The sequence below is a fragment of the Sinorhizobium terangae genome, assembly GCF_009601505.1.
Classification (GTDB): domain Bacteria; phylum Pseudomonadota; class Alphaproteobacteria; order Rhizobiales; family Rhizobiaceae; genus Sinorhizobium; species Sinorhizobium terangae.
In genome coordinates, this window is the sequence record NZ_WITC01000019.1 from 40,760 (window position 1) to 62,603 (window position 21,844).

A 21,844-nucleotide genomic window follows, 5' to 3' on the forward strand; every position below is an offset into this window, starting at 1 on the left:
CGCATGTACCGTCAGTGGCCGCTGCCGCCGGGGCCGGCGCCCTGCGGCTTGCTGATCATCATGACGCCGATGATCAGCGACAGGAACAGCACCGTCAGGATCACGAAGACGTCGACAAAGGACAGGATCACCGCCTGCTTCTGAACCATCGCCGCCAGTTGCTTGATCGCGATCGTCGCTCCATCGAGGCCATGCGCAGTAAAATTCGAGGCCATGTTGCGGAGCTGCTCGACCGCCTCCGGGTTGCCCCACTGGATGTGCTCGGCAAGCCGGGCATAGTGGAAATCCTGGCGCTGCGTCAGGATGGTGTTGATGACCGCAAGGCCGACGGCGCCGCCGAGGTTGCGCGTCAGGTTATAGAGGCCGGACGCATTGCGTATGCGGGCGGGCGGCAGCGTGCCGAGCGCGATGTTGTTGATCGGCACCATGCAGAGCATCAGCGAGCAGCCGCGCAGGATCTGCGGCACGAGCAGTTCCCAGAAATCCCAGTCGGCGGTCAATTGGCTCATCGTCCAAGTGCCGGCCGCAAAGCCGGCAAAGCCGACGGTCATCAGCACCCGCGGGTCGAGTCGACCCGAAAGAAAGCCGGCGACCGGCGCCGTGAAGAACATTGCAAGGCCGGAGACGAACATGGTCTCGCCGATCATCAGCGAATCGTAGCCGCGGATGCGCCCGAGATAGAGCGGGTAGAGATAGGTAAGACCATAAAGGCCGATGCCCATGACGAAGGAGAAGAGCGAGCCGAAGGCGAAGTTGCGATTGCTGAAAGCCCTGAGATCGACCACCGGGAACTCGACCTTGAAGGCGCGGTAGAAGAACACGGCGGCAGCAAGCGCTGCGGCAACCGCGCCGATAACGATATGGTCGTCATTGAACCAGTCGTTGGCATTGCCCTCCTCCAGCACATATTCGAGCGAGCCGAGGAAAACCGCCATGGAGATGAGCCCCCACCAGTCGAACTTCTTCATCAGCCCCAGCTCGGGCTTGTCGAAGTCGATGAAGGTCCACGTGAGCGTCGCGACGATGATGCCGGGAATGACGTTGACAAGGAACAGCCAATGCCAGGAGAAGGCGTGGCTGAGATAGCCGCCGACCGTCGGCCCGATGGTGGGCGCAAGCGTTGCGATGAGGCCGATGATCGGCGACACGACATTGCGCTTCGACGGCGGGAAGATCGTGAAAGCGGCGGCGAAGACCGATGGGATCATGCCGCCGCCAATAAAGCCCTGGATCGCCCGATAGACGATCATCTGGTCGATATTGGTGGCGGTCGCCGCAAGTGCGCTCGATGCGGTGAACCCGGCCGCGGCGACGGAAAACAGCACCCGCGTCGAGACGATGCGGGCGAGCGTGCCCGACAACGGGATCATGATGACTTCGGCGATGAGATAGGCGGTCTGCACCCAGCCGATCTCGTCCGATCCGGCCGAAAGGCCGGCCTGGATCTCGGCGAGCGAGGCCGACACGATCTGAATGTCGAGGATCGCCATGAACATGCCGACCACCATCGCAAAGAAGGCGATCAGCCGTCTCGGGTCCATATGTTCCTCGGCTCTGGGCGCGCTTGCTGCGACCGAGCCTGCCGTTGCCGTTGCGGTCATCTCCGCCACTCCTCGTCCGCTATGCGGCCTTACTTTGCTGCAGCCACTTTCGACTGATCGGGCGCCGTGCGGGTATCGACGTCGACGACGACACTCAAGCCCGCGCGCAAATGCCCTTCGGCCAGCACGTCGGCTGGGATTTTGATGCGCACCGGAACGCGCTGGATGACCTTGGTGAAGTTGCCGGTCGCATTTTCCGCAGGCAGCAGCGAGAAGACCGAGCCGGATGCCGGCGCAATCGAGGCGACCGTGCCTTCGATCGGATGTTCGTCATAGGCGTCGACATGGATCTGGACCTTGGAGCCCGGCACCAGATGCGCAATCTGCGTTTCCTTGAAGTTGGCATCGATGTAGAGCTGGTCCACCGGAACGAGGGCCGCGAGACGCTGTCCTGCCGAAACGAGATCGCCGACCTGAACCGCAACATTGCCGACGACGCCGTCATAGGGTGCCTTGAGCACCGTGAAGCCCAGATCGCGATTAGCCTTGTCGCGCGCGAGCTCCAGCGAACGGATCGTGCTTTCCGCTTCGGTGCGTTGCGCCTCGAGCACGGTGATATTCGCCTTGGCCGCAGCGATGTTGGCTTCGGCACCGGCGAGATTTGCGCGCGCCTGATCGAGCGCGACATCGGCATTGTCGCGTGAGGCGACGGTACCGACGGCCTTGGACTGGAGATCGCTGGCGCGCTTCTGCGTCAGTTCGGCGCCGCGGACGGTTGCCTCAAACGCTGTCTTCTGGGCTTCGGCCTGGCTGAGGCTCGCCTTGGCCCCGGCAATCTGCGCATCGAAGCGGCTGAGCGCCAGCTTCTGCGTGGCGATCTGCGCCTCGGCCTGCTCCGCAGCGATGCGATAGTCGCCGTCATCGAGCGTAACCAGCGGATCACCGGCCTTCACATGCTGGTTGGCGACCACGTCGACCTTGGCGACATAGCCGGACACCTTCGGCGAGATCGTCGCGATATCGCCCTCGATATAGGCGTCATCGGTCGAAACCATGAACCGCCCGTTGGTCCACCAGTCAGAGCCGTACCAGGCACCGGCGGCGAGCAGCGCCAGCCCCAGAACCGGCAGCACCGGCTTGCGGCGTTTCTTCTGCGGCGCGGCAACGTCGGCGGCCGGTTTCTCCGCGACCGATGGGGCCTCGCTTGCGGGCGCGGGAGCCTCGGCCTCCCGAGTCTCCACGACTTCAAAATCATCGCCGACAGGACGGACACGGGCAGCGCTGGAGGTGCTGGTAGCGGACATAGGACACCGGTTTTTGCTGGGATTGAACTGAACCGTTCGGTTCGATTGCACTTGACATAATGCCTTTTGCGCCGCATATCAAGAGGCAATCGAACTGGTCGGTTCGATTACTTGCAAATGGCAAAGAAAAATGTGCGGGCCCCTCCTCGCCCCTTGTCTTTGTTCGAATCGGCCGTGTTTATGGTTTTGGATGGAATTCATCTAAGATCATCTTGATGAAAGGAGTGGAAACGTTCGGCAGCCATGACGTCAGCGAAAAGCCTACAGCAGGAAAAATCCCTGCAGGATCAGCAACTACACCCTTCGAGCGGTGGGCGGCACGCCGCCGGCGAGGATCCGGCCAAACGCGAGCAAATCCTTGAGGGCGCAAAACGCGTTTTCATGAGGAGCAACTTCGACGCTGCCAGCATGAACGATATCACCCGCGAGGCAGGCGTTTCGAAGGGTACGCTCTACGTCTATTTCGAGAACAAGGAAGACCTGTTCGAGGCGCTGATCGCGCGCGAGCGCAGCCTCATCGTCGACAGCGTCAAGCAGTTTCTGAACGACAACGCGCCGCTTGAAGACGCGCTGCATGATTTCGGAGTGACACTCGTGACGAGCATGACGTCCGACTACACGATCCGGGCCATGCGCACTGTGCTCAGCGTGACGGATCGGATGCCGCGGCTGGCGCAGCGCTTCTTCACTGCGACACCGGAGAACGGCTACACGGTCCTGAAAACTTATCTCGACCAGCAGGTCGAGGCCGGCACGCTGTCGATCGATGACACGGAAATAGCCGCGAAACAGTTCATCGAACTGTCCTCGGCGGGAATCTTCAAGGGTCGCCTCTTCGGCATGTGCGAAGCACCCTCGGCCGACCGGATCGAGAAGAACGTCAGATCGGCTATCCATGTGTTCCTGGCCGCCTACGGTCGGAAAACGAACGCCGACTAAATCGGCTACCATCAAGGAAGCATGCAGTAGCTGCGCTTCGCGCAGCACCACCATTCTCTGCCAATCGAGCAATTGCGATCAAACGCGGCTGGCAGTGAGGCCGTATGACGTGCATGTCGACACTGCGTGATTCCTCAAATCGGAATCGATTTGCGGACAAATCATGCAGCGACTCAAAGTGCTACAGCGACCTTTGCGCGTCTCACAAGACGCGCGGCGCTGTAAGGGAGTGAGCATGAGTGCCATCGGCAGGGCGATCTGGTTCATCGAGAGCCATTTCGCGGAGGACATTTCGCTGGATGAAATCGCCGAGGCCGCGGGCCTATCGCGCTACCATCTGTCACGCATCTTCGGGCTTTCGACCGGGCGCTCGATCAGCGCCTATATCCGCGGCCGACGCCTCAGCGGCGCCGCTGAGGCGCTTGCCAATGGCACATCCAGCATTCTCGAAGTGGCCCTCGACGCGGGCTATGGCTCGCACGAGGCTTTCACCCGTGCCTTTCGCGAGCAGTTCGGCGTGACACCTGAGTCCGTCCGAAAGCAAGGGCACGTCCGGAATGTCGAACTGATGGAGCCTATCAGGATGGACGACGCACGCACCTTGAAGATCGAACCGCCGCGTTTCGAGGAGAGCCCCGGGCTTCTCCTCGCCGGTCTCGCTGAAACCTATGCCTATAATCGCACCGAAGGCATCCCTTCGCTCTGGCAGCGCTTCAACGCCCATTTCGGCAATGTGCCCGGCCAGCGCGGCAATATCGCCTATGGCGTTTGCACCCAGTCGGACGGCGAGGCCGGTCGCTTTCGCTACATGGCCGCGGTGGAAGTCGACGATACGGACGGCCTGCCAGCCGGCTTCACCGTTCTGAAGCTGCCCAGGCAGCGCTATGCCGTATTTCTCCACAAAGGCCACATATCGGCGATCTCCACGACCGCCCATCACATTTTCGGGTCGTGGTTTGCGGAATCCGGGCTGGAGCACGGCCAGCTTCCGGACCTGATGGAAAAATATGACGAGCGCTTCGATCCCCGCACGGGGATGGGCGTCGTCGAAATGTGGGTGCCGATAAAACAGTAAACGGTAAAACGCAGCCGCGAAAAGGCACCGGCGCTTGCCACTCCGGCGAAGGTCCTTAAATACTCCGGCGAATCCTGGGCGACGCGCCCAGAGCGGGGCGAGGAGAACTGAACGCAGTTTCCTCGCCCTCTAGTTTGCCAGAACCGATCATGTTGAATGATTTGGTCGTTTCGACCAAGATCGTCTTGATCAAGGAGAGGAAAGATCGCCGATGCAGGAAATCCTGACGCTCGCCCAAAGCCCCGAGGCTTGGGTCGCTCTGATCACGCTCATTGTCATGGAGGTCGTGCTCGGCATCGACAACTTGATCTTCATTTCTATCCTCACGAACAAGCTTCCCCCCCAAAACCGCGTCAGCGCCCGCCGCATCGGCATCGGCCTTGCACTGATCATGCGCCTGGCGCTGCTCGGCACCGTTGCCTGGATCGTGCAATTAACCGAGCCGGTCTTCGAGGCCCTCGGCCACGCCTTCTCCTGGAAGGACATGATCCTGCTTGCTGGCGGTCTCTTTCTCGTCTGGAAGGCGACCAAGGAGATCCACCACAATGTTGATCCCAGCGATCATGGCGAGGACTTCATCGCTTCTTCGGCGATCAACGGCTTTGCTGCAGCGATCGGCCAGATCCTTCTGCTTGACCTCGTCTTCTCGGTCGACAGCATCATCACCGCCGTCGGCATGACCCCGCATCTGCCGATCATGGTCGCTGCGGTGATCGTCGCCGTCACTGTCATGCTGCTCGCGGCGACGCCGCTTGCCAACTTCATCGAAAGAAACCCGACGATCGTGATGCTGGCGCTTGCATTCCTGCTGATGATCGGCACCACGCTGATGGCCGAGGGCATGGGCTTCCACGTTCCGAAGGGCTACGTCTACGCCGCCATGGCGTTCTCGGCCCTCGTCGAGATGCTGAACATGATGGCACGCAACGCCCGGCTGAGAAGGCAGCAGGCGAAGAAGCTGCACTAAAGCAAGTCCAGAAAAGTGCGTAGCGGTTTCCGTCTGGACAGCCGCACCCGAAGCGGCAAATGAAGAGGCCTGCATTCGGCGAATGCAGGCCTCTCTGACTGCGGGAGACAAGTGAGGATACGAACCGGACGGGTTGGGAGTTCGACTACCGTTTTCGTTGGTTGCGGGAAGAAACCGGAAAAATTCCCGCATTCTCCACTTCCGTCGCGTCCGGTTGACACGGTCCGAGTCCTCGATTGATCAAACGCTTAACGACCGTGAACGTTCCAACAAAATGACCTTGTCCACTTTCCGTTGACATGCAGGGCTTTCTATGGTCTCACGCCAGCCGACTGGAATTGCCCGCCGATACCGCTGGTGCGGCACCCTTGTGGGCCTTTCCTTCCCATAAAATGCGCGGCCATAAGCCGGAAGTGCACTCCGGCAGGGCCCAAAAGCACGTCGAAACGGGCAAAGACCATGGCAGATCCAGCAGTCCGGGTGCGCATTGCACCCTCTCCCACCGGCGAACCGCATGTCGGCACAGCCTATATTGCGCTGTTCAACTATCTCTTCGCAAAGAAGCACGGCGGCGAGTTCATCCTGCGCATCGAGGACACCGACGCGACGCGCTCGACGCCGGAGTTCGAACAGAAGGTGCTCGACGCGCTGAAATGGTGTGGGCTGAAGTGGTCGGAAGGCCCCGATATCGGCGGCCCCTACGGTCCCTATCGCCAGAGCGACCGCAAGGACATCTACAAGCCCTATGTCGAGAAGATCGTCGAGAATGGCCACGGCTTCCGCTGCTTCTGCACGCCCGAGCGGCTGGAGCAGATGCGCGAGGCGCAGCGCGCCGCCGGCAAGCCGCCGAAATATGACGGGCTCTGCCTCAGCCTCTCGGCCGAGGAAGTGACGTCGCGCGTGGCCGCCGGCGAGCCTCATGTCGTGCGCATGAAGATCCCGACCGAAGGCTCGTGCAAGTTCCACGACGGTGTCTATGGCGACGTCGAGATTCCGTGGGACGCGATCGACATGCAGGTTCTGCTTAAGGCGGACGGCATGCCAACCTATCACATGGCAAACGTCGTCGACGACCATCTGATGAAGATCACCCACGTCGCGCGCGGCGAGGAATGGCTCGCCTCGGTGCCGAAGCACATCCTGATCTATCAGTATCTCGGCCTCGAACCGCCGAAGTTCATGCACCTGTCGCTGATGCGCAATGCCGACAAGTCGAAGCTGTCGAAGCGCAAGAACCCGACATCGATCTCCTACTACACGGCGCTCGGCTACCTGCCGGAAGCGGTGATGAACTTCCTTGGCCTGTTCTTCATCCAGATCGCCGAAGGCGAAGAACTGCTGACGATGGACGAACTGGCGGAAAAGTTCGATCCGGAAAACCTTTCCAAGGCTGGCGCGATCTTCGACATCCAGAAGCTCGACTGGCTGAACGCGCGCTGGATCCGCGAGAAGCTTTCCGAGGAAGATTTTGCCGCACGGGTCGTCGCCTGGGCGGCTGAAAACGACCGCCTCAAGGAGGGCCTGAAGCTCGCCCAGTCGCGTATCTCGAAGCTCGGCGAACTTCCCGACCTCGCGGCCTTCCTGTTCAAGTCGGATCTCGGCCTGCAGCCGGCGGCTTTTGCCGGTGTGAAGGCCTCGCCGGAAGAACTGCTCGAGATCCTCAATACCGTTCAGCCGGATCTTGAAAAGATCCTCGAATGGAACAAGGAATCGATCGAAGCGGAACTGCGCGCGATCGCCGAGCGCATGGGCAAGAAGCTGAAGGCCATCGTCGCGCCGCTCTTCGTCGCCGTGTCGGGCTCGCAGCGCTCGCTGCCGCTGTTCGATTCGATGGAACTGCTTGGCCGCGCTGTCGTGCGCCAGCGTCTGAAGGTCGCGGCCCAGGTGGTCGCATCGATGGCGGGCAGCGGAAAGTAAGGACAGGACCATGAACGAGAAGACAGCAACGGCCAGCCTTTCCTCCGACGCTACGGAAGTGCGCGCACAGAAGCTGAAGCTCCTGCGCGAGCAGATCGGCGACGTCTATCCGGCGCATTTCCACCGGACGATGACCAATGCGGAACTCGCGAAGAAATATGATGACCTCGAGCCGGACACCGAAACGCAGGACGTCGTGACCGTCGCCGGCCGCGTCTTTTCCTCGCGCAACTCCGGCATGTTCATGGATATCCATGACGCTTCCGGCAAGATCCAGATTTTCTCGCACAAGGACACGACCCCGGAGGACGCGCGGACGCTGCTGCCGATGATCGACATCGGCGATATCATCGGCGTTACGGGCATCGTCCGCCGGACCAAGCGCGGCGAGCTGACGATCAACGCGAAATCGATCACGATGCTGACCAAGTCGCTTCTGCCCATGCCGGAGAAGTGGCATGGACTCTCCGACATCGAGTTGCGCTACCGCAAGCGCCATCTCGACATCATGACCAATGAGGAGTCGAAGCTCCGATTCCAGCAGCGCAGCCGGATCGTATCCGGAATCCGCCGTTTCATGGAAAACGACGGCTTCATGGAAGTCGAGACGCCGATGCTGCATTCGGTCTATGGCGGCGCCACCGCCGAGCCGTTCAAGACGCATCACAACACGCTGAAGTTAGACATGTTCCTGCGCATCGCGCCGGAACTCTACCTGAAGCGCACGCTGGTCTCGGGGCTGACCGACAAGGTCTTCGAAATCAACCGCAACTTCCGCAACGAAGGCGTCTCCACCCGGCACAATCCGGAATTCACCATGATGGAGTGCTATTGGGCCTATGCCGACTACGAGGACGTGATGGACCTCGTCGAGCGGCTGTTCGCCGAACTGGCGCTCCTGGTCCACGGCAAGACGGAGTTCACCTACGGAGAGAAGGAAATCTCCTTCAAGGGTCCGTTCCGCCGCGTGCCCATGCCGGACGCCGTCAAGGAGGTGACCGGCATCGACTTCCTGGCGATGAATACCGACGAGGAAGCGCGGTCCGCCGCGCGCGCGGCCGGCTTCGAGGTCGAAAAGGACTGGACCTGGGGCGAGTGCCTCGCCTTCGTCTTCGAGGAAAAGGTCGAGCCGACGCTGATCCAGCCGGCCCACGTCACCCACTTCCCGAAGGACATCTCGCCCTTCGCCAAGGAAGTGCCGGGCGAGCCGCGCCTCGTCGAGCGTTTCGAGACCTATTGCAACACCTGGGAACTCGGCAATGCCTTTTCGGAACTCAACGATCCGGAAGAGCAGCGCGCCCGCATGGTCGAGCAGCTTGAACAGGCACATGCACGCGGCGAGAAGGCAAAACAGCTCGACGACGAATTCCTCGATGCGATCGACCAGGGCATGCCACCAGCCGGAGGCTTGGGCATCGGCGTCGACCGCCTGATCATGCTTCTGACCAATGCGCCATCGATCCGCGACGTGATCCTGTTCCCGGCCCGACGCCATAAGGCTGATTGAGCCACGCGAACAAACACACAAAAGCATAAAGCCCGCCTTCATCCGGCGGGCTTTATGCTTTTGTCGCGACGGATTGCCTTAATGGCCGGCGGGCGCCTCGGCGCTCTCGATGGTTTGCTCGGCGGCTTCGTCAGCCTCCGCGCTTTCCGTCGCTGCCGACGGATCGATGCAGAGCGAACGATCCTCCATGGCGCTCATCAGCGCACGCACTTGGTCAAGCTCAAGCCGAACGGTCTTGCCGTGGAACATGCCGGAAGCGTTTGCGGCCCCGTCATTGTAGGAAGCGCGAAACGGATCCTCCATTCCCTTGACGCTCTGTGGGCCGGGGGCAAAAAGAACCTCGGCGCCAATCGCCGCACCCCGCACAGCAGCCCGCTCCTCCGGTCCGGCCGCGTCGAGCACGACGACCTGATAGAGGTCGGCCTTCTCCTTCTGCGACAGCGCGCTGACCACGCGTAGCGCCGTCCGGATGCGATCCGGTCCGCTAGCCCTGTCGGTCTTTACATGCATCCTGACCCAGCGTTGTCCCTGATGATCGAGCTTCAGTGTCCGGATTGTCGTGCATTCGAGCCCGGATGGGGGCGGCTCGGCAATTCGGGCCATGAGCCTGTCGCGGCCGACATAGACGGCGGCGCCACCGGAGGCTGCGGATACGCTGAGCGCGGCGGACAGGATGACCACCAGCTTTTTGGAAGGACGAAATCTGCTGAAAATAGCCTTCACCTGCGGCTCCGCTGTCGTCTTCAAAATCGCAAAGAAAAGCCCGCAGGCCGTTGCCACGATAGGTCAACGACCTTTCGGAAAGTTTAAGTCCGTTCAGCGGGATAAGAAGAATGCGTGATCCGGATCACCGGTTTGCATCCTGTGTGGCTGCGGAACTCTGGCCGAACTGCCACGATCCTCCCACGGGGACAGTCATGGCGACTGATCGCACGCGGGTCTTGCTCTGGCGCCGGGCTCAATTAAAAGGGATGCCGCAAATTCTTCGTGTGAGGGGCCGGCCGCATCGTGGCGCGTCTGCGGCGTTCCCACCCTCCTGATCCCACTTCAAAAAAAGAAAAGAAGAACACATGCACAAGGTTATTTTCGATACGGACCCCGGCGTCGACGACGCGATGGCGCTTCTCTTCCTGCATCGGCACCCGGACATCGATCTCATCGGCATCACCTCCGTTTTCGGCAATGCCTCGGTTGAGACGACGACGCGCAACGCGCTTTTCCTGAAGCAGGCGTGGAACATCGCAGCGCCGGTCGCCAAGGGGCTTGGCGAAACCTTCAATCACGGTCGCCCCCATGTCGGCTGGCCGACGGGCATTCATGGCGAAGATGGGCTTGGCAACATCGACGTGCCGGAAACGATCGACCTGCCGCTCGACCCCCGTCCGGCGCATCGTTTCATCATCGATACGGTGCGCACCAATCCCGGCGAAGTGACGCTCGTCGCCGTCGGGCGGATGACCAATCTGGCGCTGGCATTGCGCGACGATCCGGAAATCGCCGGGCTGGTCAAGGATGTCGTGATCATGGGCGGCGCTTTCGACGTTCCCGGCAACATCACGCCGGCGGCGGAAGCCAATATCCATGGCGACCCGGAAGCCGCCGACGTGGTGATGACGGCGCCGTGGCCCGTCACCGTCATCGGTCTCGATGTGACCACGCGGACGGTGATGACACGGGCCATGCTGGTCGATATCGCCGAGCGCGGCGGAGCGCCGGCCAGACTCCTGTCCGACATCTCGCAGTTCTACATCACCTTCTACGAGCAGCATGTCGATGACGGCATGATCGTCCATGACAGCTGCGCCTGCGCCTATGTCGTTGCGCCGGACCTGTTCCGCACCCGCAGCGGCTCGGTGCGCGTCATCTGCGGTGGCATCGCCGACGGCCAGACGATCCAAAAACCGGATGCGCGGCTGTTTCCGCCGAGCCCCTGGGACGGCCTTCCGAGCCAGAAGGTCTGCACCGGCATCGACGCCGAGGGCGTGCTGAAGCTGATCGCCGACACGCTGTCGTTGAGCCACTGAGGCACGGGCGGCGAAAATGTTGTCCGCATAGCTGGCAGACACGCATCTGCCGGCTATCTTTGACTGCATGAGACCGGACAACCTGCTCTATCCTGCCCCCAAGGGCCTCTACTGCGAACGCGGCGAATTCTACATCGACCCAGTTCAACCGGTCGAACGGGCGCTGATCACGCACGGGCATGCCGACCATGCCCGCGCAGGCCATGCCCATGTGCTCGCGACGCGCGAGACGCTGGACATCATGCGCATCCGCTACGGCGATGGCTTTTGCGGTGCGAGCCAGATCGCTCCCCTTGGAGAAACGATCACCGTCAACGGCGTGACCGTCCGTTTTCATCCGGCCGGCCATGTGCTCGGCTCGGCGCAGATCGCCGTCGAGGCGAATGGAACGCGGATCGTCGTCTCCGGCGACTATAAACGGCGGCCGGACCGGACCTGCCGGGCTTTCGAGCCCGTTCCCTGCGACGTTTTCATCACCGAGGCGACCTTCGGCCTCCCGGTCTTTCGCCATCCGGATGACGGCGCCGAAATCGCCCGGCTGCTGATGTCGCTAAGGCAGTTTCCGGAGCGCGCCCACATGGTCGGCGCCTATGCACTCGGCAAGGCGCAGAGGGTCATCGCCCTCCTGCGTCAGCAGGGCTATGACGAGCCCATCCATATCCATGGGGCGCTCGCCAGGCTGTGCGAATACTATCAGAACGAGGGCATCAACCTCGGCGAGATCCGACCTGCGACACTGGCCGGCGAGAGCCGGCGGGATTTCGCTGGCGCCATCGTTATCGGCCCGCCCTCGGCCTTTGCTGATCGCTGGGCGCGGCGCTTCGCCGATCCCCTCGCTGTCTTCGCCTCAGGCTGGATGCTCATCCGCCAGCGTGCCAAGCAACGCGGCGTCGAACTGCCCCTCGTCATATCCGACCACTGCGACTGGGCCGAACTCACGGGAACGATACGCGAGATCGCGCCGGCCGAAGTCTGGGTGACACACGGCCGGGAGGAAGCTCTGGTGCGCTGGTGCGAATTGCAGGGCATTCCGGCGCGTCCCCTCCACCTCGTCGGCTACGACGACGAGGGAGAGTGAGAACCATGAAGGTCTTCGCCGAACTGCTCGACCGGCTGGTTCTGACGCCGCAGCGAAATGCCAAGATCCGTCTGCTTGCGGACTATTTTCGCGAGGCCGGCGACCCGAGCCGCGGTTACGCCCTGGCCGCGATCGCCGGAACGCTCACGCTCAACACTGTCAAGCCCCAACTGATCCGCGACCTCCTGCTCGAGCGCATGGACGAGGTGCTGTTTCGCTATTCCTATGATTATGTTGGCGATCTCGCGGAGACCGTCTCGCTGGTCTGGGAGCCACCTGAGGAGCGCGTTGCAGCCGATATTCCGCTCGGAGAGGTCGTCGAGCGGCTGCAGATGGCGGGCCGGTCCGAGGTGCGATCGCTGGTCCGCGACATGCTCGATCAACTCGACACATCGGGCCGCTTCGCCTTTCTGAAGCTCGTGACCGGAGGCCTCAGGATCGGCGTTTCGGCACGGCTGGCGAAACAGGCGCTGGCGGAAATGGGCGGCAGGGATGTCAGCGAGATAGACACCCTTTGGCACGGATTGACGCCGCCCTATCTGCCGCTTTTTCTCTGGCTCAGCGGTGAAGCGGACATGCCGGTCCTGACAACGCCGGCAGTGTTTCATGCCGTCATGCTCGCCACACCGGTCGGCGAAGGCGACCTCGAAGGGCTGGATCCGGCGGACTTCGCGGCCGAGTGGAAATGGGATGGTATCCGTGTTCAGCTGGCGAATATCGGCGGCGTGCGGCGGCTCTATTCGCGCAGCGGTGACGAGATTTCCGGCGCCTTTCCCGAAATCCTCGACGCGGCCGACTTCACCGGCGTCATCGACGGCGAACTGCTGGTCGGCGGAACGGCCCGCAGCAACCAGGCGACCGGCACTTTCGCCGACCTGCAGCAGCGCCTGAACCGCAAGACCGTCAATCGCAAGCTGCTCGAGGATTATCCCGCCTTCATTCGCGGCTATGACATCCTCTTTTCCGGCGAACGGGACATTCGGGCCGAACCGTTCCAGGCGCGCCGCCAGGCCCTCGGCAGGCTGATCGACGCGGCATCTCCCCAGCATTTCGACCTCTCCCCGCTCGTCCCGTTCTCCACCTGGGAGGAGCTCGATCGGCTTCGCTCGAACCCGCCGGACCCGGTCATCGAAGGCGTCATGCTGAAGCGGCTGGACTCTGCCTATGTCGCCGGCCGGGCGAAGGGGCCCTGGTTCAAGTGGAAGCGGGAGCCCTTCAACATCGACGCCGTGCTGATGTATGCGCAACGCGGCCACGGCAAACGCTCGAGCTATTATTCCGACTTCACCTTCGGCGTGTGGACGGAGAGCGACGGGCAAACAGTCCTGGTTCCAGTCGGAAAGGCCTATTTCGGCTTCACCGATGCCGAACTCGAAATTCTCGACCGCTTCGTCCGCGACAATACGGTCGAGCGCTTCGGTCCGGTACGTGCGGTGCGCGCCGAGCCCGATTCCGGTTTCGTCGTCGAGGTCGCTTTCGAAGGCCTGAACCGTTCCACCCGGCACAAGTCGGGGGTGGCGATGCGCTTTCCGCGCATTGCCCGCCTCCGCGCGGACAAGTTGCCGCGGGACGCCGACAGGCTCGAAACATTGCAGGCGATGATCGAGATGAAGGGACCGCGCTGACGAGCAACGAGGCGTGGCAAAAGCGCAAGAATCGACCGATCCAAGGCAAGAAATTTTAAGAAGAATTTGTAATCATTCCGCGGTACTTCGCCGTATGCACCGTTCTGGGATGACCTTGTGACAGATAAACGTGCCGTTAACCACAGAGAATCCTGGTTCTCTCGGGTTTTGACACCGAGCTATCTACCGACGTTCATCGCGACCTTTGTCGTCGTGATCGCGGGATTCCTTGCCGATAACCAGAATCTGGTCATCTCCGAAGCACGCGAGCGCGCGCAGGTGGCGGACGAGCTCAATCCGATACGCTCGCGGATCGAATCCAGCATCAATGGCAATATCCAGCTCGTTCGCGGCCTGATTGGCACGATCGCCACCGAACCCGATATGCGGCAAGAGCGCTTCGGTAAGCTTGCCCGCAGCATCTTCACCGAACGGTCGCAGCTTCGCCACGTTGCAGCCGCCCCGGATCTGGTCGTGTCGATGATCTATCCGACAGCCGGCAACGAAGGGGTCATCGGGCTCGACTACCGCAAGAACGAAAGTCAGCGCGCCGCAGTGATGCGCGTCAGGGAAACCGGCCAGATGGTGCTGGCCGGTCCGGTCGACCTCGTCCAGGGCGGCAAGGGATTGATCGGCCGGTTTCCGGTGTCGACCGATTTCGGCGGCGGCAGCAACCACTTCTGGGGCGTCGTTTCGGCGGTGATCGATATCGACCGCCTTTACCGCGACAGCGGCCTGGTCTCGTCGACACTCGGCATCGACATCGCGATAGCCGGTCGCGACGGCCTGGGACGCCAGGGAGCGGTCTTCTTCGGCGATCCCGCGGTCTTCAGTCAGGCCCCTGTCGAGATGAGCGTATCCCTCCCCGGAGGTTCTTGGAGCATCGCGGCAATCCCCAAGGGCGGCTGGCCGACGACGCCCGCCAACGCCTGGCAGATCCGCCTCCTGATCGTGATCGGCGGCTTGATGATCGTCGTCCCCATGCTCTTCACGGGCCGGCTCATGGCCGAGCGTCAGAGGAACATTCGCGCCCTGAAGCAAAGCAAGGATCAGCTTCAGGAACTTTCCCGTCGACTGAAGATCGCGCTCGACACGTCCGAGATCGGTATCTGGGAACTCGATATCGAGAGCGGAAAATTGCTGTGGGACAGCCGGACGAAGGATCTTTACGGCATCGGAAAATTGACGCGCGAAACTTACGCAGGCTGGAAGGATACGCTGCACCCGGACGACTTGGCGCGCGCCGAGGAGGAATTTGCCGAAGCGCTTGCCACCGGCGGCGCCTACAATTCCGAGTTCCGCATATGTCTCGCCGACGGCGAGGTCCGTCATATCCGGGCGATCGGCTCTACCTATGCCGGCGCGGATGGGCGCAGGAAGATCGTCGGCGTCAACTGGGACGTGACGGCCGATTTCGAAACGAGGGCAACGCTTTCGGAGGCCAAGCGGCTCGCCGAGGCCCATAGCACCGAACTGGAAGCCGCGCGCCATCGCATGGAGTTCAATGCGCTGCACGACCCGCTCACCGGTCTGCCGAACCGCCGCTTCCTCGATCAGATCCTCGCCGACCGAAGCCAGCATTTCGATGACCGAGCGAAGCTCAGCATCTTTCACATGGATCTCGACCGCTTCAAGCAGATCAACGACACGCTCGGCCATGCTGCCGGCGACGAAATCCTGAGGCATGCGGCTGAACTGTTGCGCCGGAATGCGCGCGAAGGTGACTTCGTCGCCCGCATCGGCGGCGACGAATTCGTAATCATCCGACAGAGCCATGGCCGCGACGAGGACGCCGCGCTTGCGTCACGTGTCGTCGAAGCGATGAGCGTGCCGGTCCGCTACAAGGATCAGGAATGCCGGATCGGCGTCAGCATCGGTATTGCCGCCCAGTCGCTCGCGGGAGACGAGCTTTCTCAGATTCTGGTCAACGCCGACATCGCGCTTTATGAGGCCAAGCGCCGCGGGCGCAACAGGCACGAGACCTTCACGGGCGCACTGAAGACGGCGGTGTTCCAGACGAAGCAGACCGCCGACGAAATTCTTCGCGGTCTCGAGCGCAATGAATTCATCGCCTATTTCCAACCGCAATTCTGCCCGAACTCCCTCGACGTCATCGGCGTCGAAGCGCTGGTGCGGTGGGACCACCCGACCAAGGGGCTGCTCGGCCCGCACGCCTTCCTCAGGACGGCGGAAGATATCAACGTCGTCGCCTCGATCGACCAGAAGGTCCTGGAACAGGCGCTGTTCCAGATCTGGAGGTGGGAAGCAAACGGAATCCATATCCCGAAGGTCTCGGTCAATCTCTCCTATCCTCGGCTGCGCGACGACAGCCTGATCGAGCGCCTCAAGCAGATGCGGATACCGGCAGGGCGGCTTTCCTTCGAACTGCTCGAATCGATCTCCTTCGACGAAAACGACGTGACGGTGCTTTCGAATATCGAGCGCATCAAGGAACTGGGCATCGAGATCGAAATCGACGATTTCGGGACCGGCTACGCCTCCATTCTCAGCCTGACGAAACTGACGCCGCGCCGGCTGAAGATCGATCGTCAGCTGATCCTGCCGATCCTGACCTCGCCCGCGCAGCGGCGCCTCGTCGAATCGATCATCGACATCGGCACCTCGCTCGGCATCGAGGTGATCGCCGAGGGCGTCGAGACGCTGGAGCATGCCCGCATCCTCAAGGATTTGGGCTGCCACGGTCTGCAGGGTTATGCCTTCGCCCGGCCGATGAATGCCAACGATCTCGCGACCTTCGTTTTCGAACGCCGTTGGCAGGCCGCGTAGCACCTGAGACAAGTTATCCAACCGTAGCGTTTTTCTTCCTGAACGACTTGGCAGTCGGCCGGAAAAAAGTCATAAAAACACATGCCTTTGCCGCTTCGCGGATTGTCCGGGCATCGTTTGCGGTGGTCGCTTTTGAGCGCCACTTCCGGGACCCCCGGTCCCACTCTCCAGCATACCCAACGAGGGGAACGGAACGATAGAATACGCGGGGAAATTGCTGCCTGTTTTCATTCTCGCGCCTTTTGCGGGAAGCCTCATCGCAATCTTCTTTCCGTCCGATCAACGCGGTGCCACGGCCTGGTTCGCCGGTGCGATCGCCCTTGTCTGCTTTCTGGTGACCGCGGGCCTATATCCCTTCGTCGCCTCGGGCGGGGTGCTGCACTATCGGCTCGACTGGATCCCTGAACTCGGGCTCAACTTCACGCTGCGGATGGACGGTTTCGCCTGGCTGTTTTCGGCGCTGATCACGGCGATCGGCGTTCTCGTCGTCCTTTATGCCCGCTATTACATGGCTGCCGAGGACCCGGTCCCGCGCTTCTTCGCGCTGTTCCTCGCCTTCATGGCATCGATGCTCGGCGTCGTGCTTTCCGGCAACCTCATCCTGCTTGCGGTATTCTGGGAATTGACGAGCATCGTCTCCTTCCTGCTCATCGGCTACTGGCACCACAATGCCCACGCCCGCGACGGCGCGCGCATAGCGCTGACTATGACCGGCATGGGTGGGCTTTGCATGCTGGTCGGATTGCTGATCATGGGCCGGATCGTCGGGAGCTACGACCTCGATGTCGTGCTCGCCTCGGGCGATACGATCCGCAACCACCCGCTTTACCTGACCGTCCTCATCCTTCTGCTGCTTGGCGCGCTCACGAAGAGCGCGCAGTTTCCCTTTCATTTCTGGCTGCCGCACGCGATGGCTGCGCCGACGCCGGTCTCGGCCTATCTGCATTCGGCAACCATGGTGAAGGCCGGCGTCTTCCTGCTCGCGCGGCTCTGGCCGGTGATGGCCGGCACAGAGGCCTGGTTCTGGATCGTGGGGCTGGCCGGTCTCACGACCCTCTTGCTCGGCGCCTATTTCGCGATCTTCCAGCAGGATCTGAAGGGGCTCCTCGCCTATTCGACGATCAGTCATCTGGGGCTCATCACCGTGCTCTTGAGCCTCGGCAGCCCGCTCGCGGCCGTCGCCGCGGTCTTCCACATCGTAAACCACGCCACCTTCAAGGCGTCGCTGTTCATGGCGGCCGGCATCATCGACCACGAAACCGGCACGCGCGACATGCGAAGGCTGAGCGGTCTCTTCCACTACATGCCGATCACCGCCACGCTTGCCATGGTGGCGAGCGCGGCAATGGCCGGCGTACCGCTGCTCAACGGCTTTCTTTCCAAGGAGATGTTCTTCGCCGAGGCGATCGAGACGCACCTCATCAACACACTCGATACGGTAACACCCTATGTCGCGACGATCGCGAGCATGTTTGCCGTCACCTATTCCCTCCGCTTCATTCATGGCGTCTTCTACGGTCCCCTGCCGAAGGACCTATCCAAGAAACCGCACGAGCCGCCGCGCTGGATGCGCGCGCCCGTGGACTTCCTCGTGCTTGCCTGCCTCGTCGTCGGCATCATTCCCGCCCAGACGATTGGTCCGTTTCTGCATACGGCCGTCGTTTCGATCCTCGGCGATCGCACGCCGCAGTATAGCCTTGCTGTCTGGCACGGCTTGAACGTCCCGCTGATCATGAGCTTCGTGGCACTTTCGGGCGGGGTCGGCCTCTATTTCCTGATGCGCTCCTACCTTGCGACCAGCGTCGAGGGGCCGCCTGTCTTCCGCCTGCTCCAGGGCCAGCGCATCTTCGAACGCGTGCTGGTGACGCTTTCATGGAAGTGGGCACGCTCGCTGGAGCAGAGCCTCGGCACGCGCCGCCTGCAGCCGCAGATGGGCTTCGTCGTCGTCCTTGCGCTCGTCGCGGGCGCGTCGCCGCTTTTGCTCGGCGGTTTCAAGCTTCCACCCCTGGTCATACACGGCATCGATCCGGCCTTCGCCGTGCTCTGGGTGATCGGCATCGCCTGTGCCGTCGGATCGGCCTATCAGGCGAAGTTTCATCGGTTGGCATCGCTCGTGCTGCTTGGCGGCGCGGGCCTCGTCACCTGCATCACCTTCGTCTGGCTCTCCGCACCCGACCTCGCGGTGACCCAGCTTCTCGTCGAAATCGTCACCACCGTGCTCATCCTGCTCGGATTGCGCTGGCTGCCGAAGCGCATCAAGCAGCCGGAGGATACGGAGGATCTTCCATTCCGCATCCGTCTCAGGCGCCTGCGCGACTTCATTCTCGCGATCCTGGCCGGCGGCGGCATGATGCTCATCGCCTACACGGTCATGACGCGGCCGCTGCCCGACACCATCGCCAGCTATTTCCTCGAGCGCGCCTACACGGAAGGCGGCGGCACCAATGTCGTCAACGTCATCCTCGTCGATTTCCGCGGCTTCGACACGCTTGGCGAGATCGCAGTGCTCTGCATCGTCGCCTTGACCGTCTTTGCGCTTCTCTTGCGTTTCCGTCCGCAGGCCGACAGCCTGGAGACCCCAGAGCAGCAGCGGGTGCAGAATGCATTCGATGACGATCATCCGGATCGGGCAGCCGGCGACAGTGTTGCCGAGTATCTCTTCGTGCCCTCCGTCATAATGCGCTGGATGTTCCCCATCACCGGACTGCTGGCCGCCTATCTCTTCCTGCGCGGACACGATCTGCCGGGCGGCGGCTTTGCCGCCGGCATCGCCATGTCGATCGGCTTCATCCTGCAATATATGTCCGGCGGCACCCGCTGGGTCGAGGAGCGGTTGCGCATCCATCCGCTGCGCTGGATGAGCATCGGCCTTCTGGTGGCAGTCGCGACCGGTGCCGGATCGTGGCTCTTCGGCTACCCGTTCCTGACCTCGCACGCACAATATGCGACCTTGCCGATCGTCGGCAAATTTCCGCTGGCAAGCGCCATCCTGTTCGATCTCGGCGTCTTTTCGCTGGTTCTCGGCGCCACGGTGCTGATCCTCATTGCGCTTGCCCACCAATCCGTCCGCGCGCCGCGCGCCCACATGCGGGCAGCGCGCGCCGAAAAGGAGGGGATCCGGTAATGGAACTCATCCTCTCCGCAGGGATTGGTGCGCTGACCGCGTCAGGCGTTTACTTGTTGCTGAGGCCGCGAACCTACCAGGTCATCATCGGCCTCTCGCTGCTCTCCTATGCCGTCAATCTCTTCATCTTCGGCATGGGGAAGTTGCGCGTGAACGCGCCGCCGGTGCTTAATCCGGCCGGCGCCGGCGACCTTGCCACCTATACGGATCCCGTCCCGCAGGCGCTGGTGCTCACCGCGATCGTCATCGGCTTTGCGATGACGGCGCTCTTCCTCGTCGTGCTGCTCGCCTCGCGCGGCTTCACCGGAACCGACCACGTCGACGGAAGGGAGCAGCGCCATGACTGATTGGCTGCAGCACCTTCTGATCCTGCCGATCCTGCTGCCGCTCGCCGTCGGTGCGGCCTTGATCCCGATCGACGAGCGCAATCGGATGCTGAAAGGGGTGTTCGGATTCGGCTCGACGTTCGTCGTCTTCGTTCTCGCCTTGGCCCTCATGCGCATCGCCGCGAACGCTGGCAATCTACCCGGGACGGGCATTTATCAGCTTGGCAACTGGCCGGCGCCCTTCGGCATCGTTCTCGTGCTCGACAGGTTGTCCGCCCTGATGCTCTGCCTGACGGCAGGTCTGGCCCTTGCCGCCCAGGTCTATTCCATGGCGCGCTGGCACACGGCCGGCCACCATTTCCATTCGCTGTTCCAGCTTCTCATCGCCGGTCTCAACGGTGCCTTTCTGACGGGCGATATCTTCAATCTCTTCGTGTTCTTCGAGATGATGCTGGCGGCATCCTACGGCCTGCTGCTGCATGGCTCCGGCCCCATGCGCGTCAAGGCTGGATTGCACTATATCGCGGTCAATCTTGCCGCCTCGTCGCTGTTCCTGATCGGCGTGAGCCTGATCTATGGCGTCACCGGCACGCTCAACATGGCCGACCTCGCCGCCAAGCTCGCAACACTTACGCCCGAAAACCGGCAGTTCGTCGAAGCCGGCGCCGCGATCCTCGGCATCGCCTTCCTCGTCAAGGCCGGCATGTGGCCGCTGAGCTTCTGGCTGCCGCCGGCCTACGCGGCCGCGACGCCGCCGGTCGCCGCAGTCTTTGCCATTTTGACCAAGGTCGGCATCTACGTCATCGTCCGCCTGCACTTCCTCGTTTTCGGTGCCGCCGCCGGAGCCTCGGCGGGCTTCGGCCAGGACTGGCTCGTTGCAGGCGGCATGCTGACGATTGCTTTCGGCGCAATCGGCGTGCTCGCCTCACAGGCGATGGGCAGGCTCGCCGGCTACTCGGTGCTCGTCTCCTCCGGAACGCTGCTTGCGGCGATCGGCCTCGGCCATGCGGGGATGCTCGCCGGCGCTCTCTTCTATCTCGTCAGCTCGACCCTCACGATCTCCGCCTTCTTCCTGCTCATCGAACTCGTCGAGCGCGGACGCGACGCCGGCGCCGACGTTCTGGCGGTGACGATGGAAGCCTATGGCGACTTCGATGAGGATGAAGAAGAGGAGGAGGTCGGCGTCGCGATACCGGGCACAATGGCCGTTCTCGGCCTCTGCTTCTGTCTCTGTGCCGTGCTTCTTTCCGGCCTGCCACCCCTGTCGGGCTTCGTCGCCAAGTTCGCGATCCTGCGCGGCCTCTTCGACATGCCGGGCGCCGATCTGGCGACGGCTATGTCTGCCGCCGATTGGACCTATGTTGTGCTTCTCATCCTGTCGGGGCTTGCCGCCATGATCGCGATGAACCGCATCGGCATCCGCACCTTCTGGGCCTCGATCGAAGGCACTGTGCCGCGGGTCTTCGTCATCGAGATCACGCCCGTTCTCGTTCTGCTTGCCGCCTGTATCTTCCTCAGCCTTCAGGCCGGCCCCGCCATGCGCTACATGCAGGCCACCGCCGACGATCTGCTCAACCCGTTGTTCCAGAGCGAGCGCATTCTTTCCGCGCCAAGGGCGGGAGGGCAATAG

Annotated in this window: 15 protein-coding genes; 12 read left to right on the plus strand and 3 right to left on the minus strand. The window is 62.2% G+C overall.

Features of this window, described 5'->3' with window-relative positions; genetic code table 11:
* Positions 1-11: 11 nt before the first annotated feature.
* Both GHK62_RS03635 and GHK62_RS03640 read right to left on the minus strand, forming a co-directional pair.
* A complete protein-coding gene (locus GHK62_RS03635; protein WP_153436977.1) occupies positions 12-1,601 on the minus strand; it encodes a DHA2 family efflux MFS transporter permease subunit in 1,590 nt (529 codons plus the stop codon).
* 29 nt (positions 1,602-1,630) lie between these two features.
* Positions 1,631-2,845, minus strand: coding sequence for an HlyD family secretion protein (locus GHK62_RS03640; protein ID WP_153436978.1), 1,215 nt, complete (start codon positions 2,843-2,845; stop codon positions 1,631-1,633).
* Positions 2,846-3,088: 243 nt separating this feature from the next.
* On the opposite strand from GHK62_RS03640, the gene GHK62_RS03645 reads away from it, so the two are divergent.
* The 5 genes from GHK62_RS03645 to lysS all read left to right on the plus strand — a co-directional run bounded on the left by GHK62_RS03645 (position 3,089) and on the right by lysS (position 9,250).
* Complete coding sequence (locus GHK62_RS03645; RefSeq protein WP_153436979.1) at positions 3,089-3,784, plus strand: TetR/AcrR family transcriptional regulator; 696 nt, start codon at positions 3,089-3,091, stop codon at positions 3,782-3,784.
* A 235-nt stretch (positions 3,785-4,019) separates the two neighbouring features.
* Positions 4,020-4,859: an AraC family transcriptional regulator gene (locus tag GHK62_RS03650; RefSeq protein ID WP_153436980.1), complete on the plus strand. Its 840-nt coding sequence runs from the start codon at positions 4,020-4,022 to the stop codon at positions 4,857-4,859.
* A gap of 211 nt (positions 4,860-5,070) precedes the next feature.
* The gene (locus GHK62_RS03655; RefSeq protein ID WP_153436981.1) at positions 5,071-5,826 is read left to right on the plus strand and encodes a TerC family protein; all 756 of its coding nucleotides are present in this window, start codon (positions 5,071-5,073) and stop codon (positions 5,824-5,826) included.
* Positions 5,827-6,285: 459 nt separating this feature from the next.
* Positions 6,286-7,743, plus strand: coding sequence for a glutamate--tRNA ligase (gene gltX, locus GHK62_RS03660; protein ID WP_153436982.1), 1,458 nt, complete (start codon positions 6,286-6,288; stop codon positions 7,741-7,743).
* 10 nt (positions 7,744-7,753) lie between these two features.
* A complete protein-coding gene (gene lysS / locus GHK62_RS03665; protein ID WP_153436983.1) occupies positions 7,754-9,250 on the plus strand; it encodes a lysine--tRNA ligase in 1,497 nt (498 codons plus the stop codon).
* A gap of 78 nt (positions 9,251-9,328) precedes the next feature.
* On the opposite strand, the gene GHK62_RS03670 is transcribed toward lysS, so the two are convergent.
* On the minus strand, positions 9,329-9,973 hold the full coding sequence (locus GHK62_RS03670) for a hypothetical protein (protein WP_184108582.1): 645 nt from the start codon (positions 9,971-9,973) through the stop codon (positions 9,329-9,331).
* 347 nt (positions 9,974-10,320) lie between these two features.
* Between GHK62_RS03670 and GHK62_RS03675 the strand changes: the two genes are divergently transcribed.
* The 7 genes from GHK62_RS03675 to GHK62_RS03705 all read left to right on the plus strand — a co-directional run bounded on the left by GHK62_RS03675 (position 10,321) and on the right by GHK62_RS03705 (position 21,844).
* Positions 10,321-11,274 (plus strand): nucleoside hydrolase, encoded by a 954-nt coding sequence (locus tag GHK62_RS03675; protein WP_153436984.1) that lies wholly within the window; start codon positions 10,321-10,323, stop codon positions 11,272-11,274.
* 67 nt (positions 11,275-11,341) lie between these two features.
* Positions 11,342-12,352, plus strand: a complete 1,011-nt coding sequence (locus tag GHK62_RS03680; protein WP_153436985.1) for a ligase-associated DNA damage response exonuclease — start codon at positions 11,342-11,344, stop codon at positions 12,350-12,352.
* 5 nt (positions 12,353-12,357) lie between these two features.
* Entirely contained in the window at positions 12,358-13,977 is a 1,620-nt protein-coding gene (locus GHK62_RS03685) for a cisplatin damage response ATP-dependent DNA ligase (RefSeq protein WP_153436986.1), read from the plus strand.
* Positions 13,978-14,094: 117 nt separating this feature from the next.
* Entirely contained in the window at positions 14,095-16,764 is a 2,670-nt protein-coding gene (locus GHK62_RS03690) for a bifunctional diguanylate cyclase/phosphodiesterase (RefSeq protein ID WP_184108583.1), read from the plus strand.
* Between the two features lie 196 nt (positions 16,765-16,960).
* Positions 16,961-19,888 (plus strand): monovalent cation/H+ antiporter subunit A, encoded by a 2,928-nt coding sequence (locus tag GHK62_RS03695; protein ID WP_327791018.1) that lies wholly within the window; start codon positions 16,961-16,963, stop codon positions 19,886-19,888.
* The gene (locus GHK62_RS03700) at positions 19,888-20,235 is read left to right on the plus strand and encodes a Na+/H+ antiporter subunit C (RefSeq protein WP_153436987.1); all 348 of its coding nucleotides are present in this window, start codon (positions 19,888-19,890) and stop codon (positions 20,233-20,235) included. The genes GHK62_RS03695 and GHK62_RS03700 overlap by 1 nt, the downstream gene beginning before the upstream one ends.
* Positions 20,228-21,844, plus strand: coding sequence for a monovalent cation/H+ antiporter subunit D (locus tag GHK62_RS03705; RefSeq protein ID WP_153436988.1), 1,617 nt, complete (start codon positions 20,228-20,230; stop codon positions 21,842-21,844). Before GHK62_RS03700 ends, GHK62_RS03705 begins: the two co-directional genes overlap by 8 nt.

Coding starts and splice junctions, on each gene's coding strand:
- GHK62_RS03675 (WP_153436984.1), top strand. CDS start 10,321: ATGCACAAGGTTATTTTCGATACGGACCCCGGCGTCGACGACGCGATG.
- GHK62_RS03655 (WP_153436981.1), top strand. CDS start 5,071: ATGCAGGAAATCCTGACGCTCGCCCAAAGCCCCGAGGCTTGGGTCGCT.
- lysS (WP_153436983.1), top strand. CDS start 7,754: ATGAACGAGAAGACAGCAACGGCCAGCCTTTCCTCCGACGCTACGGAA.
- GHK62_RS03645 (WP_153436979.1), top strand. CDS start 3,089: ATGACGTCAGCGAAAAGCCTACAGCAGGAAAAATCCCTGCAGGATCAG.
- GHK62_RS03680 (WP_153436985.1), top strand. CDS start 11,342: ATGAGACCGGACAACCTGCTCTATCCTGCCCCCAAGGGCCTCTACTGC.
- GHK62_RS03640 (WP_153436978.1), bottom strand. CDS start 2,845: ATGTCCGCTACCAGCACCTCCAGCGCTGCCCGTGTCCGTCCTGTCGGC.
- GHK62_RS03650 (WP_153436980.1), top strand. CDS start 4,020: ATGAGTGCCATCGGCAGGGCGATCTGGTTCATCGAGAGCCATTTCGCG.
- GHK62_RS03635 (WP_153436977.1), bottom strand. CDS start 1,601: ATGACCGCAACGGCAACGGCAGGCTCGGTCGCAGCAAGCGCGCCCAGA.
- GHK62_RS03700 (WP_153436987.1), top strand. CDS start 19,888: ATGGAACTCATCCTCTCCGCAGGGATTGGTGCGCTGACCGCGTCAGGC.
- GHK62_RS03705 (WP_153436988.1), top strand. CDS start 20,228: ATGACTGATTGGCTGCAGCACCTTCTGATCCTGCCGATCCTGCTGCCG.
- gltX (WP_153436982.1), top strand. CDS start 6,286: ATGGCAGATCCAGCAGTCCGGGTGCGCATTGCACCCTCTCCCACCGGC.
- GHK62_RS03685 (WP_153436986.1), top strand. CDS start 12,358: ATGAAGGTCTTCGCCGAACTGCTCGACCGGCTGGTTCTGACGCCGCAG.